This is a genomic window from Flavobacterium sharifuzzamanii (assembly GCF_003254585.1).
Taxonomy (GTDB): domain Bacteria; phylum Bacteroidota; class Bacteroidia; order Flavobacteriales; family Flavobacteriaceae; genus Flavobacterium; species Flavobacterium sharifuzzamanii.
Map to the genome: position 1 here is coordinate 1 of NZ_QJGZ01000035.1, position 12,146 is coordinate 12,146.

A 12,146-nucleotide genomic window follows, 5' to 3' on the forward strand; every position below is an offset into this window, starting at 1 on the left:
CGCTTCGCTCAAGTTACATTAATCATACTTTATTCTAAATTATCTAATTAACATTGAATTCTATAACATCTATCAAAAATTGTGTAATTGAAAAATTGGAATCAAAAGTAACTTTGAAATAAACCATTAAAAAGACAATTATGAGCCCAAATATCGGAATTACACCAAAAAACTTAAAAAAGAGCGCTTCTATACTAGCTACGATTTTATCAAACGAAATGACTTTGTATGTAAAAACGAGAAAATTTCATTGGAATATTTCTGGAAACAGTTTTATGGAACTGCACAAATTATTTGAAGAGCAATACCGCGTTCTTGAAGCTCAAATTGATGAAGTTGCAGAACGCATTAATCAATTGGGAGAAAAAACAATTGGAACAATGAAGGAGTTTATTGATAATTCGACCTTGAAAGAATCTCCAAAAGAATATGCTTCACAAAAAGACATGCTTTCTGAACTTTTAGAAAATCACGAACAGCTGGTAACAGAATTTAGAAATTATATTCCGGTTTTTGAAAATGAAACCAACGATGCTGGTTCTGCCGATTTTGTTACAGGATTACTTCAAGAGCATGAAAAAATGGCTTGGATTCTGAGAAGATATCAGGTTTAGTTATGAGTTATGAGTTGCAATTCTTGACTCTTCAATTTTCATTATAAAATGAAAATTATACAACAGAAGGAAAGATAAATGTAACACGGAGCCGATTTATAATTTGCAATTTTACAATACAATAAAAAACTTAAAAGAGACATCATGAATACCACCGAGATAAAAGGAAACTGGAACGAGTTGAAAGGTAAACTGAAACAAAAGTTTGCAACGCTAACAGATGACGATTTGATGTTTGCTGAAGGAAAAGAAGACGAAATGTACGGAAGACTTCAGCAGAAACTGGGAAAAACAAAAGAGGAATTTCATCAAATCCTGTCAGAATTGTAACCCTTTGCAACTCAATCAGGGAAATACCGTCTAGTAAAAAATATTAGACGGTATTTTTTTGAAAATTTTATTTTAAAATCGTATTTTGACGTAATTCTGTGCCATTTAAAAGCAAAAACACCAAATAAATTAAGTATCTTTAACCAAATTTCTATAAAATGAAACTATTTATAAAGTTCGACATTAATACAATTTGCTCTCTTTATTTAAAACAAAATCTGGAACAAAACAATGTAAATTTTACAACTCTGGGATTTGGCGAAATTGAGATTGAAGACAATCTTGATGCCGAAGCTTTGGAGAATTTAAAAAGCAAATTGGCTCCATGCGGTTTTGAAGTAGTTGAAAATCAAAAAAGTGTATTGGTCCAAAAAATAAAAGATGCCATTATCGAGCTTGTATTTATGGACGACAACAATAATTACAAAAGTTCTGTGTTTTTGGCAGAAAAGCTAAATCACAGTTACGGATATTTATCTAATGTTTTCTCTGAAGTAACATATTCTTCTATAGAAAATTTTATTATTTTACAGAAAATTGAAAGAGCAAAACAATTGATTATTATCAATGAAATGAGTTTGACCGAAATTGCTTTTTTACTCAATTATTCGAGTGTTGCGCATTTGAGTACGCAGTTTAAAAACACAACTGGAATTACTCCTTCTGCTTTTCAGAGAATTATTAAGAAACGTAGAGAAAATTTAAAATAAAAACCCAAATACCACATTACAATGCAAAAAAACGCATTACACATTTTATTGGCCGATGATGATGAAGATGACCGTCTTTTCTTTAAAGATGCTTTTGAAGAAATAAAAATTCAAACTAATGTAAGTTTTGTTCATGACGGTATGCAACTTATGGATCATTTAATGAACACAGACAATAAACTTCCAGATATTTTGTTTCTAGATTTAAACATGCCTAAGAAAACAGGTAAAGAATGTTTGATTGAAATCAAAAAAACGGATCATTTAAAAGATATAATTATTGCCATTTATTCTACTTCTTCCTCCGAAGAAGATATCGAAGATACCTTTATTCAAGGTGCCAATATTTATATCAAAAAGCCAAGCGATTTCAATACACTCAAAAAAATAATTAATGAAGTCGTGACTGTAAATTGGCATTATCATACTTCAGGTTTAAACCGTGATAATTTCTTGCTGCGACTAAAATAAAAGCATACCAATAATGAAGTGGATACCAAATTTTAATTCTTCAAACTCTTTGAGAGTTATTTTTGTAATCGCAGTTTTCATTCTGTTATTTCTTTCTTCAATTGCTTACAAACATAACCAGGACTTGAATGAATCGAGCAAACTGGTTATGCATACGTACGAAATCAACATCCAGCTCGAACGGTTAATGTCGGCTATTAAAGATGCAGAAACGGGCCAGCGAGGATACATTATCACTCGCAATGCCCGTTTTTTGACTCCGTATATTTATTCTCGAGACAAGGTAAATACTTCTTTTATTACCTTAAAAAAACTGACTGCCGATAATCCGATACAACAAGAAAATCTCCAAAAGCTTTTTAAACTCATTACCCAGCGTTTTGTTTCTTTTGAAAACTGCCTAAAATATAGCGATCCAAAAACCTACGATAAAAGAAAACTAGACAATCATATGTTTGGCGGTCGTATTCTAATGGAAAATATCCGCTTTAAGGTCGATGAAATGAACGATATCGAGAAGGATTTCTTAAAGAAAAGACTTAAAATTTACGATTCAGAAATTTCTTTGAGTCCGTTGTTTTCGATTTCACTATTTCTGGTGGCTTTGAGTTTTATTTTATTGGCATATCGTCAAATTAGCCGCGATTTTGAACGCTTGAAAGTATTCAATAAAAAACTTCTTATTTCTACCGGTTTAATTTCTGAGTCTGAAAATATTGGTAAATTCAGCACTTGGCAATGGGATTTGGATTCTGACAAAATTGACTTTTCAGACAACCAATTCCGATTATTAGGCCTCGAGCCAAGATCCTTTGCACCTAATAAAACCACACTCATCAAATATGTTCACCCTGACGACAAAGAATCTGTCGCTAAGGCAATAGACGGAATTGTAGATAAAAAGCACCTCCCGTTTGTGTATTATAAAATTGTACGTCCAGATTTTGAAGTGCGCTATTTTAAAACTACAGGTAAATTGGTAACTGACCAGCAAGGCAGTAAAATTTTGCTCGGAATTAATTTTGACATTACAGACGAACATCTTTTGAATATCGAACTTCAGGAACGAAATAAAGAGCTGGAGAAAAGCAATAAAGAACTGGCTTCTTTTAACCATGTTGCTAGTCACGATTTACAAGAACCGCTTAGAAAAATACAGACTTTTATTTCTAGAGTTTCCAGCGCAGATAAAGAAGTTATGTCTGAAAGCGGTAAAAATTACATCACAAAAATAGAAAGCTCGGCAAAAAGAATGCGTGTTTTAATAGACGATCTTCTTTTATTTTCAAGAACGAATACAACCAAAAAGGAATTCATTAAAATGAACCTTAACGAACTTTTGGACAATGCCGAATCTGAATTGGGTGAAGTAATTGAAGAAAAGAAAGCGGTAATTCAGCGTATTGGCAAACTTCCGAAGCTTTCTGTTATTCCGTATCAGATCGAACAGCTGTTTATCAATTTAATTGGAAATTCATTAAAATATAGTCAGCCCGATGTAAATCCTGAAATTTCTATTTCGAGCGAAAAAGTATTTTCAGCCGATTATCCAGAAATACTAGAACAGTCGATAAAGAAGTTTCATAAAATCACTTTTACGGATAACGGAATGGGATTTGACCCTCAGTTTAAAGAAACCATTTTTATTCTTTTTCAGCGTCTACATTCCAAAACAGATTATCCCGGAACCGGAATCGGATTGGCAATCTGCAAGAAGATTGTAGAGAACCACAAAGGCCATATTGTAGCCGATAGTACTTTAGGAAAAGGCTCAGTATTTACGGTATTTTTACCCGATTAAACTTCATTAAAAAAGCACATAAAAAGCGTTATATAAATCCATTATGGGAATTATATAACGTTTCTTTTTTATGCTGTAAAGCAAAATCTTTCATTCGTTGCCATCTTTGTAATGTAATACTTTAGGAAGTAATAATGAAAGCAATTCCCCCCTTAAAAGCTTCAATTTTTAAAGTTCTTTTTTCATTCCTTTTAGTTTTATGCATCACGTCTTGCAGAAAAATTAATCCGATTGAAAATACTTTGAAAAACCAAGCTTTTGCAAAAAATGACAGAGAAGAAACAGAGGTTTTCTTTTTTATATCTACGGCAAATGTAAGTAAGTCCATTATTTCCAAAAGTCAAATTGCACAACAAAAAAGTTCAGATGTAATTGTTCAGGAATTAAGCAAAAGAATAGAAGTTCAAGAGAGCCAATTGCTGGAAGCAATAACCAAAATGGCCACATCAAAGCTCATTGTCATTACTGAAATAAATGCCACGCACAAAAGAGACCTGTACAACCTCATTGACGCAAGCAACAACAATTTTAACAATATCTATTTAGACGCCATGACAGAAGCGATCTGTGACCAGATTGAGCTACTCGAAACCATTTCTAGAGAAACAAATGATAAAGAAATTCTAGAGCTCGTTCTCCGCTTTCTGCCACAACAATACAGACTCTTACGCGAGACTGAACGAATAAAAAAACAAAATGAATAAACGCCTATTATCTATTAACTAATTTTTTTACTATGAAATTACAAGCCAATTTTTTATGCGCCTTAACACTTTTTTTAACAGCATCATTCGGAATGCTGCACGCTCAGGACAATAATGTAAATACCGAATACGGTGTAAAAGGAGGATTCAACATGTCTAACCTATATGGTAGCGGAGATGATGTAGATGACAACAATATTTTATACGGATTTAATGCTGGAGTTTACGCTACACTTCCTATCTCAGATTTTGTAGCCATTCAACCAGAGCTTTTGTTTACCACAAAAGGTTCAAAATTAGAGTACAATAGCGCTTTTGCAAGTGGGGATGCAAAATTTAGACTTAATTATATCGAACTGCCACTTTTAGTGAGAGTTAATGTTACTAAAAACTTTAACATCCATGCCGGTGGTTATGCGTCTTATCTAGTAAGTTCTAAAGTAAGTGGCAACGGTACTGTTGATTTTGACCAAAATATTGACACAGACGATCTAAACAAATTTGATGCAGGTTTATCTGCTGGTGTTGGAGTCGATTTTAATCCAATCAGCATCGGATTACGTTACAATTATGGTTTAACTACTGTAGGGAAAGAAAGAACCGTTGCAGGAACTACCTACACGTTTCCAGATGCCAAAAACAGTAATCTTTCATTATACCTTTCGTATAAGTTAAACTAAACGAGAAATTGATTATTAACCACTAAAATAAAAGCCATGTCAAACTTATTATATACCATCGCAGTGATTCTGGTGATACTTTGGGCTCTTGGGTTCTTTGTTTACAGTTTCGGAAGCATTATTCATATTCTGCTCGTAATTGCCATTATTGCTGTATTGCTTCGCTTAATTAAAGGTCGCGAAGTCTAAAAATCACATTTATTAAATCAACAAATTATTAAATATTAATCCATTAAATTATTTATTATGAAAACTAGTAGCACAATTTTAGGAATTTTAGGAGCCGCAGCCGCGGGAGCATTCATAGGTGTTTTATTTGCACCAGACAAAGGATCAAATACAAGAAAAAAAATCAAAGACAAATCAAGAGATTATAGCGATAACTTGAAAACAAAATTTGATGGCGTTGTAAACAAAATCACTTCAAACGGTAAAGAAATTATCGAAGAAGGAAAATCTAAACTTAACCAAGTTAAAGAAGATTACAACACGCTAAAAGACGATGTTAAAACAGTAAAATCAAACTATTAATATCAAATATTAATTAGTGAAATTTTCAAACCATAAAACCTTATATCATGGAACCAAATGCAACAACAAACGAGAATTTAAATCTTTATGAAAAGGCAGAGAACTATGCTAAAACAAGTTTAGAATTACTTAAACTAAAAACAGTATGTTCTGTTGCCGATGGTGCTTCATCATTAGCTTCAAAGATAGCGATTGGTATTGTTGTTGCATTTTTTACTTTGTTCCTGAATATCGGGATTAGTTTATGGATTGGAAAAGAACTTGGAGAGTATTACTACGGTTTTTTTATCATGGCGCTATTCTATCTTATTCTAGTAATTGTTGTGGTAAAATCACACCATAAATTGATAAAAACGCCAATTGGAAATACCATTATCTCCAGTATTCTTAAGGAAACAAAGAACTGATTTAATTCATTAATAATATAAAAGACTATGGAAGCCATTTACAATATTGATCAGTTAAATCGAAAAATTGAGGAATTAGAAATTCGCCAAGATAAAGAATGGTGCGACATAAAAGACGAAATTGACGAGATTAAGAACAATTTAAAACCCATTAATCTCATCAGAAACACAGTCGAAGAAATCAACGAAACTGTAGGCTTTAAAAGCCATATCGCTCAGTCTGCAATCAGTATCGGAATTGGTTATCTCGCCAAAAGATTTATTGTCGGAAAAGGCGATTCGATGTTCAAAGGAATCCTTGGATCTATCGTTCAGCTTATTGTAACCAATCTCGTTTCGAAACCTCATCATGAATCTTCTGAACATGAAGAAGATTCTCAATACGAACCGTCTAGAGAGTAATTTGTCTAACTTAATTTAATTATTATGGAAAAGTTTAGCGAAATAGTAATAAAAAATGGTGTATACGTTTACTCGAATCTATATAAATGTTTTGAATATACGAGAGTATTTTTAGGAGTATAGCCTTTTTTAAGGTACAAAGTCACAAAGGTTCAGAGGTGCAAAGTTTAAAAGCTTTGTGTCTCTGAATCTTTTTTTTAGCCTTTCTCACTTTTATCCCAATACTTTGCGTTCAAGCGGTTGAAACCGCTGGCTATGTTTTTTTGAGTTGCTAAGCTTCTGAGATACTAAGATTCTAAGCTTTTTCCAATCTTTTTTTTGGCACAAAAAAAGCCGAACAAATGTTCGGCTTAAATATATTGAGTTCAAAGAGAAAAAAACCTCTGAACCTTTGTAACTATGTCCCTTTGAACCTGTGTACAATTAGTACACCTCCGAAGCTTCCTTCAATTTCTCCATATTATTAACCAACTGAAGCTCAGAAACGATTTTCTGAATATCACCATTCATGATGTTTCCTAAATCGTAAAGCGTTAAACCAATACGGTGATCGGTTACACGACCTTGCGCGTAGTTGTACGTACGGATTTTTGCCGAACGGTCTCCAGAACTTACCTGAGAACTACGTTTTTTAGCATCTTCTTCCTGCTTTTTGGCCAATTCCATTTCGTACAAACGAGAACGTAATACCATCAAAGCTTTATCTTTATTCTTGTGTTGTGATTTCTCATCCTGACATTGCGCCACCAAACCTGTTGGAATGTGCGTTAAACGTACAGCCGATTTCGTCGTATTTACTGACTGTCCTCCAGGTCCCGATGAACAGAAGAAATCTACACGAACATCGTTCATATCTACCTGAACATCAAACTCCTCTGCTTCTGGCAAAACCATAACCGTTGCAGCCGATGTATGCACACGTCCTTGAGTTTCTGTCTGCGGAACACGCTGTACACGGTGAACACCCGCTTCAAACTTCAAAGTTCCGTATACATCTTCTCCAGTAACTTCAAAAATAACCTCTTTGAAACCTCCAGAAGTACCCTCATTCATATCTACAACAGATGATCTCCATCCCATAGATTCGCAATATTTCGTGTACATTCTGAATAAGTCACCTGCAAAAATACTTGCTTCGTCCCCACCCGTTCCGGCGCGGATCTCCACCATTACGTTTTTCGCGTCTTCAGGATCTTTAGGAATAAGCATAAATTTGATTTCCTCCTCCAATTCTGGCAGACGTTCTTTTGCTTCATCCAATTGCATTTTGGCCATTTCCACCATTTCAGCATCACTTCCGTCAGCAATAATTTCGTTTGCTTCGTCAATATTTGCTAAAATTATGATGTACTCTTCTCTCTTTTCAACAAGCGCTTTTATCCCTTTATATTCTTGGTTAAGCTGCTTATAACGTTTTTGATCAGAAATAACATCCGGCTGAATAATCAAATCCGAAATCTCATCGAAACGTTGCTTTACATATTGAAGTCTATCTAACATTTTCTAATTCCTTTTATTGGACGGCAAAATTACAAAATTTTTATCGAAAATTCTAGTGTTCATTTTTTGTGGAATTTAAGTTGAATATTTAGTGGAATTACATTGGTTTTTAGGAGCTGTTTCCTGCTATCCGCTATATCTTTTTAGGCAGAAAGTTTACGGTCTAATAAGCTCTTTTTTGTTTGCCTAAAAAAATTTTTTGATTTATTTATTGAGCTTACGGATTCACGTAAGGATTTTGATTTTAAACCAGTTAGTTTTGAAAAAAAAAAAAAAAAACTAATCCATTTACATAATTTATAACAGCAATAAATCAAAATTAAGAAGCAATTAAATTTAAATTCATAAAACTAAATACTTATCCGAGAAAAACAACTTTTAATTTCATTATTAACAAAAATGCTTAACAAGCCAGAGCATTGTATAAGTAGATTATTAACTTTAAAAACCAAAAACTAAAAAATGAGAAAAAAAATTAAAAATGTGCTAAAAGTAATTCTTATTTTCAGCATTGCGATGACGCTAACAAATTGTGAAAATGAAAGTACTGAAGTAAGCAATCAAGACCCCTCAGTTGTCAATGCTAAAAATTGGTTTCAACAGACCAATCCCGAGCTATCGATTCTAAAATACACCAAAAAAGTAGATTGGGAGCAAGCAATAGTTACTGATGGAGAAAAAGGAAAAGTAGTTGAAGTCCCTCTAATTTTGGAGGACAAAATTGCTGTAAAAAATAATGACGAATCACTGAAAACATATAATAGATTAGTTTTTGTCGTAGATAAAAACGATATGTATAAATTATCTCATGTTGTAATTTCAACTAACGAAAGTGATTTTGCTACAAATGATAAGAGCTTCAACTTTTATAATGTAAAATCGAATTTTGAAGGATTTATTACTGTTTTAGATTCTCAAAATAAAATTTCTTATTTTAGCATTCGCGGAAATAAAACAATATCGTCTTCAATAAGTAGCAAAATAAAACTTGAGGATGAAACTTGTCTTTATTTGGTTAAAACCTATGATGATGGTAGTTACGAGATAATATATTTGATTTCTTGTGGTGGCGGTGGCAGTGGCGATGGCAGTGGCGGCGGAGGATATGGTGGTGGTGCTGATGGAAGTGGCGCTGTAACATCAGATGGACAATTATTACAAACCATTAATGCAAGTGACCCATCGGCTTTTAGTATGACTTTTTTTGAATTAACACAAGAGCAGAAAAACCAAGTTTTGGCCAAGGCGAATTTTTATCTTCTTCCATGGGCAGGAATTACGGTCAATATAGTTCAGAATAAAAATATTGGAAAACCTTTTTCAATAGATTCGGTAACAACTGATAGTTGGGGGCTCACATTGGGTTATACTTGGCATCAAACAACGTATCGCCAAAACACTGTTGGAAATAAAACAACTATAACGCTCGAAGGTAAAATTACATATGGAACTGGTATAGAAGGAATTGGTGATGTATATGGTCAACTTGTCACTTACGAAATTGTTGTTAATAATACAAATGGACATATTGAATCGGGAATCAGGAATTAGTCATTAAAATTAAAAATTTATGGAAAAGACATTTTACGATTTTAGCTTATCAGTAGGGATTTGGCAAATCATTGTAGTTATATTTAATTTATTTATCTTGTATATGATATACTTGTTATTTAAATTTTTAAACCAAAACAAACCAAAAATAATATAAAATAGCCCCGCTTCACAAAGCGTTCAACTTAAAAACTACGCAAATGTCTCTAGGCTGCACCCAAAAGTTTGGACGAATTTATAATTAATTTTTATGATAATGAGCTCGATATTGTATCGGGCTCATTCCTTTTAAATTAAGTTTTAATCTGTCGTTGTTATAATAGACAATATATTCGATTATTTCCCTCCGCTCCACGAAGTCTTCAACTGAAAAGCTACGCAAATGTCTCTGACTTTGCGTTTTTTTGTTTCTTATAAATCCGAAAACCTCTCAAAAGTCTCCCGACTTTTTACGAATCGTTCTAAAATGATTATTTTTATAAGCACGATTGATGTAAAGTCAGAGACTTTGAGGCGTTTCTGTTTTCAAATTAACGATAGCAAAAATGGCGCAAAGTCAGAGACATTTGCGTAGCACGGGGATTGTCGATGATAACAAACTTCAAGATTCTCTGACTAATAAATATACTATTTTTTTTGTAAATGGAGATGAATTTATTAAACCTCGAAAGTTAAGCTATACTTCCTATTATCCAAGACGTGATAAAGATTGGAATGTCGTTCAAAATAAAATAAAAGATACGCTTTATTTTAAACTCGATAATGAATATGTATATCAATCAAAAGTTAACCCCAAATGGTATTTAATTAAAGATAGCAATGACAAACAACATCTATTTTTTGAAAAACAAGACATCCAAAAAGGTTCTGCAATAAACAAGTTAATTAATTTTAAAGAATTTGTTGAGTCCTCTAGATTTTATAATAAAGATAGAAAGCAAAAATTGTATGAAACCAGTTTAGTCAATTTCCTTGGCAATTATGTTGTCTACTTTGTTAAAACAGATGAACGTGAGCTCATTAAAGTAAATGTTGGCGAGGTAGTTTATGATTAACATTTTAACAATATTCTTACTGCGACGAACGCCTCGCTCGTAAACATACATTTTGAATTCAGAAGCCCCCCACTCCCCAAGGTCTTCAACTAAAAAACTGCGCAAATGTCTCTGACTTTGCGTTTTTTTTTGTTTATTATGAATCGCAAAGCCTCTCAAAAGTCTCCGACTTTTTACGAATCGTTCTAAAATGCTTATTTTTATAAGCACAAGTGATATAAAGTCAGAGGCTTTGAGACGTTTCTGTTTTCAAATTAACGATAGCAAAAATGGCGCAAAGTCAGAGACATTTGCGTAGCACGGGTTTACTAAACCTATATTAAAAACATAATTCACAACTTTTTTATTCATAAATTTGATAAATAAAAAGAGTTTTTTGCCTTTAATGAAAAATAAATTTATTCGCAGTTACCAATTAACAAAGTGGAATATCATCACTATTTGTTCTTATTTATTGCTTTCTATTTTCTTATTAAGTTATGGTGCAATAAACCAAATTCATCTAAAAGGAGTATTGTCTTTCTACGGATTCGGAACTCAATTTTTTATTTACAGTTCTCAATATCGAGCTCTTCGTAATTTCAATTATTTTTTAATTTGGACTGTAATTGGAATAATTCATTTTTGCATTTTTCTTTCTATCAAAGATTCGGTAGAATTAGCATTCGTCAATGGCCATGCTTCTCTTGGCTTAAGAAGCACATTAATTACATTATTACTTTTTCAATTTTTAAGATACTTAAGTTTAAAAATTCAAGGAAAGGAATTAGTTGTTCCTGCAAAAAACGGTAAAACCGATCTTCTAGACGAGCGAAAAATTACTGTAGCTGATACAATCTTTTTTTTTATTTTTATTGGTGTAACCATGTTTTTTCTTGTAACAAAATAAATTTCAAAAAAAGAAACCCACTTCTCTTCTAAGAGTTCATTCTAAACGTACCCAAGTGTCTCCGACTTTGTGCTCTTTTTTTATCAATACTATAGATGAAACCTACACAAATCATCCAGCAACTCCATTTCATCTTCTGGCAATAACTGCAAGGCAATTTCAAGCAAAGTCATTACATTGACATTATTGTCTTTTGTAAAACTCGACAAACCGTTTGCATCAGGATTAAGCAAAATAATACTTGCCTTTAGCAAATCTGAAACCATTAGATTTAATTCGTTATAAGAAGATACTTTTAGCGGTATTGTATACGAGTTGGTCTCTTTTGGAACTGGTTTTAGTTTGCTGAAGTAGCTTCCTTTATTTATCAATTCTAACAATTCTTCGGTTCTTTCTTTATTTTGTGTTTCCATGATTTTCTGTTTTTTATTTCAAAAACGAAATTAGAAATAACAGATTATTTTTAAGTGATTGTAAACAATCAGGCGTATACAACCGAAT

The 12,146-nt window shown here is 32.7% G+C and carries 17 protein-coding genes; 14 read left to right on the plus strand and 3 right to left on the minus strand.

The window, feature by feature from the left end; all coding sequences use genetic code 11:
• Positions 1–140 precede the first annotated feature (140 nt).
• The 11 genes from DMA14_RS05080 (at position 141) to DMA14_RS05130 (ending at position 6,650) form a co-directional block, all read left to right on the plus strand.
• The gene (locus tag DMA14_RS05080) at positions 141–614 is read left to right on the plus strand and encodes a Dps family protein (RefSeq protein WP_111423674.1); all 474 of its coding nucleotides are present in this window, start codon (positions 141–143) and stop codon (positions 612–614) included.
• Positions 615–758: 144 nt separating this feature from the next.
• A complete protein-coding gene (locus tag DMA14_RS05085; RefSeq protein ID WP_095929846.1) occupies positions 759–944 on the plus strand; it encodes a CsbD family protein in 186 nt (61 codons plus the stop codon).
• A gap of 158 nt (positions 945–1,102) precedes the next feature.
• On the plus strand, positions 1,103–1,654 hold the full coding sequence (locus DMA14_RS05090) for a helix-turn-helix domain-containing protein (protein ID WP_111365181.1): 552 nt from the start codon (positions 1,103–1,105) through the stop codon (positions 1,652–1,654).
• Positions 1,655–1,675: 21 nt separating this feature from the next.
• Positions 1,676–2,125 (plus strand): response regulator, encoded by a 450-nt coding sequence (locus tag DMA14_RS05095; protein ID WP_111375939.1) that lies wholly within the window; start codon positions 1,676–1,678, stop codon positions 2,123–2,125.
• Positions 2,126–2,138: 13 nt separating this feature from the next.
• Entirely contained in the window at positions 2,139–3,926 is a 1,788-nt protein-coding gene (locus tag DMA14_RS05100) for a sensor histidine kinase (protein WP_111423676.1), read from the plus strand.
• Positions 3,927–4,168: 242 nt separating this feature from the next.
• On the plus strand, positions 4,169–4,630 hold the full coding sequence (locus DMA14_RS05105) for a DUF4142 domain-containing protein (RefSeq protein ID WP_238989919.1): 462 nt from the start codon (positions 4,169–4,171) through the stop codon (positions 4,628–4,630).
• 32 nt (positions 4,631–4,662) lie between these two features.
• Positions 4,663–5,310: a porin family protein gene (locus tag DMA14_RS05110; protein WP_111423679.1), complete on the plus strand. Its 648-nt coding sequence runs from the start codon at positions 4,663–4,665 to the stop codon at positions 5,308–5,310.
• Positions 5,311–5,346: 36 nt separating this feature from the next.
• On the plus strand, positions 5,347–5,499 hold the full coding sequence (locus tag DMA14_RS05115) for a lmo0937 family membrane protein (protein WP_111365189.1): 153 nt from the start codon (positions 5,347–5,349) through the stop codon (positions 5,497–5,499).
• A 57-nt stretch (positions 5,500–5,556) separates the two neighbouring features.
• On the plus strand, positions 5,557–5,841 hold the full coding sequence (locus tag DMA14_RS05120; RefSeq protein ID WP_111423681.1) for a YtxH domain-containing protein: 285 nt from the start codon (positions 5,557–5,559) through the stop codon (positions 5,839–5,841).
• Between the two features lie 47 nt (positions 5,842–5,888).
• Positions 5,889–6,248, plus strand: a complete 360-nt coding sequence (locus DMA14_RS05125; RefSeq protein WP_008462338.1) for a hypothetical protein — start codon at positions 5,889–5,891, stop codon at positions 6,246–6,248.
• Positions 6,249–6,275: 27 nt separating this feature from the next.
• Positions 6,276–6,650 (plus strand): hypothetical protein, encoded by a 375-nt coding sequence (locus DMA14_RS05130; RefSeq protein WP_111423683.1) that lies wholly within the window; start codon positions 6,276–6,278, stop codon positions 6,648–6,650.
• 423 nt (positions 6,651–7,073) lie between these two features.
• Here the strand turns inward: DMA14_RS05130 and prfA are convergent, their stop codons facing one another.
• Positions 7,074–8,150: a peptide chain release factor 1 gene (prfA, locus tag DMA14_RS05135; protein WP_111365195.1), complete on the minus strand. Its 1,077-nt coding sequence runs from the start codon at positions 8,148–8,150 to the stop codon at positions 7,074–7,076.
• Positions 8,151–8,612: 462 nt separating this feature from the next.
• Here prfA and DMA14_RS05140 point away from each other — a divergent pair, with 462 nt between their 5' ends.
• Entirely contained in the window at positions 8,613–9,701 is a 1,089-nt protein-coding gene (locus DMA14_RS05140; protein ID WP_111423685.1) for a hypothetical protein, read from the plus strand.
• Positions 9,702–9,942: 241 nt separating this feature from the next.
• Here the strand turns inward: DMA14_RS05140 and DMA14_RS05145 are convergent, their stop codons facing one another.
• On the minus strand, positions 9,943–10,056 hold the full coding sequence (locus DMA14_RS05145; protein WP_394336008.1) for an IS3 family transposase: 114 nt from the start codon (positions 10,054–10,056) through the stop codon (positions 9,943–9,945).
• A gap of 190 nt (positions 10,057–10,246) precedes the next feature.
• Between DMA14_RS05145 and DMA14_RS05150 the strand changes: the two genes are divergently transcribed.
• Positions 10,247–10,756, plus strand: coding sequence for a hypothetical protein (locus DMA14_RS05150; protein WP_111423688.1), 510 nt, complete (start codon positions 10,247–10,249; stop codon positions 10,754–10,756).
• Between the two features lie 385 nt (positions 10,757–11,141).
• Positions 11,142–11,645 (plus strand): hypothetical protein, encoded by a 504-nt coding sequence (locus tag DMA14_RS05155; protein ID WP_111423689.1) that lies wholly within the window; start codon positions 11,142–11,144, stop codon positions 11,643–11,645.
• An 89-nt stretch (positions 11,646–11,734) separates the two neighbouring features.
• On the opposite strand, the gene DMA14_RS05160 is transcribed toward DMA14_RS05155, so the two are convergent.
• A complete protein-coding gene (locus DMA14_RS05160; RefSeq protein WP_111423690.1) occupies positions 11,735–12,058 on the minus strand; it encodes a hypothetical protein in 324 nt (107 codons plus the stop codon).
• Between the last annotated feature and the right edge of the window lie 88 nt (positions 12,059–12,146).

Excerpts from the sequence above, each read along its gene's own strand:
- DMA14_RS05080 (WP_111423674.1), top strand. The coding sequence starts at position 141 with ATGAGCCCAAATATCGGAATTACACCAAAAAACTTAAAAAAGAGCGCT.
- DMA14_RS05085 (WP_095929846.1), top strand. The coding sequence starts at position 759 with ATGAATACCACCGAGATAAAAGGAAACTGGAACGAGTTGAAAGGTAAA.
- DMA14_RS05090 (WP_111365181.1), top strand. The coding sequence starts at position 1,103 with ATGAAACTATTTATAAAGTTCGACATTAATACAATTTGCTCTCTTTAT.
- DMA14_RS05095 (WP_111375939.1), top strand. The coding sequence starts at position 1,676 with ATGCAAAAAAACGCATTACACATTTTATTGGCCGATGATGATGAAGAT.
- DMA14_RS05100 (WP_111423676.1), top strand. The coding sequence starts at position 2,139 with ATGAAGTGGATACCAAATTTTAATTCTTCAAACTCTTTGAGAGTTATT.
- DMA14_RS05110 (WP_111423679.1), top strand. The coding sequence starts at position 4,663 with ATGAAATTACAAGCCAATTTTTTATGCGCCTTAACACTTTTTTTAACA.
- DMA14_RS05115 (WP_111365189.1), top strand. The coding sequence starts at position 5,347 with ATGTCAAACTTATTATATACCATCGCAGTGATTCTGGTGATACTTTGG.
- DMA14_RS05120 (WP_111423681.1), top strand. The coding sequence starts at position 5,557 with ATGAAAACTAGTAGCACAATTTTAGGAATTTTAGGAGCCGCAGCCGCG.
- DMA14_RS05125 (WP_008462338.1), top strand. The coding sequence starts at position 5,889 with ATGGAACCAAATGCAACAACAAACGAGAATTTAAATCTTTATGAAAAG.
- DMA14_RS05130 (WP_111423683.1), top strand. The coding sequence starts at position 6,276 with ATGGAAGCCATTTACAATATTGATCAGTTAAATCGAAAAATTGAGGAA.
- prfA (WP_111365195.1), bottom strand. The coding sequence starts at position 8,150 with ATGTTAGATAGACTTCAATATGTAAAGCAACGTTTCGATGAGATTTCG.
- DMA14_RS05140 (WP_111423685.1), top strand. The coding sequence starts at position 8,613 with ATGAGAAAAAAAATTAAAAATGTGCTAAAAGTAATTCTTATTTTCAGC.
- DMA14_RS05150 (WP_111423688.1), top strand. The coding sequence starts at position 10,247 with ATGGCGCAAAGTCAGAGACATTTGCGTAGCACGGGGATTGTCGATGAT.
- DMA14_RS05155 (WP_111423689.1), top strand. The coding sequence starts at position 11,142 with ATGAAAAATAAATTTATTCGCAGTTACCAATTAACAAAGTGGAATATC.
- DMA14_RS05160 (WP_111423690.1), bottom strand. The coding sequence starts at position 12,058 with ATGGAAACACAAAATAAAGAAAGAACCGAAGAATTGTTAGAATTGATA.